The sequence below is a fragment of the Vibrio sp. SG41-7 genome (genome assembly GCF_014164465.1).
Lineage (GTDB): Bacteria > Pseudomonadota > Gammaproteobacteria > Enterobacterales > Vibrionaceae > Vibrio > Vibrio splendidus.
Window position 1 is genome coordinate 1 of sequence record NZ_JACJFF010000310.1, and the last position, 960, is coordinate 960.

Annotated in this window: 1 protein-coding gene; it reads left to right on the forward strand. The window is 51.0% G+C overall.

Translation table 11 applies throughout. The features are described 5' to 3' along the window. The coding region (locus tag H5300_RS26850) for an ISKra4 family transposase (protein WP_182797371.1) at nucleotides 1-960 on the forward strand (960 nt) is incomplete at both ends.

Below are 960 nucleotides of genomic sequence, written 5' to 3' on the forward strand. Positions count from 1 at the left end.
TACGACCATGTGGCCCAGCAGATTGCACAAACCACCGGTGCTCAGGTAGCTAAGCGTCAATGCCTTAACCTCGTCCAGGACATGGCGCAGGATTTTGAAGATTATTACCTGCAAAATCGTTATCTCACCCCCGAGCCGGGCGATGCTCTGTTAGTGCTGACATTCGATGGTAAGGGCATTGTCATGCGGCCCGATTCGTTAAGGGAGTGTACTAAAAAGCGAGCGAAGAAAAGCAATAAGCTGAACTCGCGACTTAGCGCTGGCGAAAAGCGCGATCGTAAACGGATGGCGCAAGTTGCTTCGGTTTACACCGTGCAGGTGCATCAGCGTAGCGCCGAGTCCATTATGCACAGTGAGCAGGAAGAAAATGTGCATACATTCAGGACTCCGGCACGAAATAAGCGAGTTTGGGCAAGCGTAGAGCGAGAGCCCAAAGCGGTGATCACCGAGGCCTTTGAAGAAGCACTACAACGTGACCCGGAGCAGAAACGGCAATGGGTTGTAGTGATTGATGGCCAACCGGCGCAACGTAAAATGATCGAGAAAGTAGCCAAGGAGCTTGAGGTAACGGTTACCATCGTCATGGACTTTATCCATGTACTGGAATACCTCTGGAAAGCGGCCTGGTGCTTCTTCGATAAAGGCGATAATGCGGTTGAAGCCTGGGTCGCCAAATATGCAGTTAAGATACTCAAAGGCGGTTGCAGCCAGGTGGCAAAAGGACTCAGGCAGAGTGCAACAAAAAGGAAATTAACGAAGCGAGACGCTGTAGATAGCTGTGCGAAGTACCTGGTTAAAAACAAAGACAGGTTGAGATACGATGAGGCTTTGGCGTCGGGATTTCCGATAGCGAGCGGGATAATTGAAGGCGCCTGCCGGCATCTGATTAATGACCGCCTCGATATAACAGGAGCAAGATGGGGGCTAGATGGCGCCGAAGCCCTTTTAAAAATTCGCTCG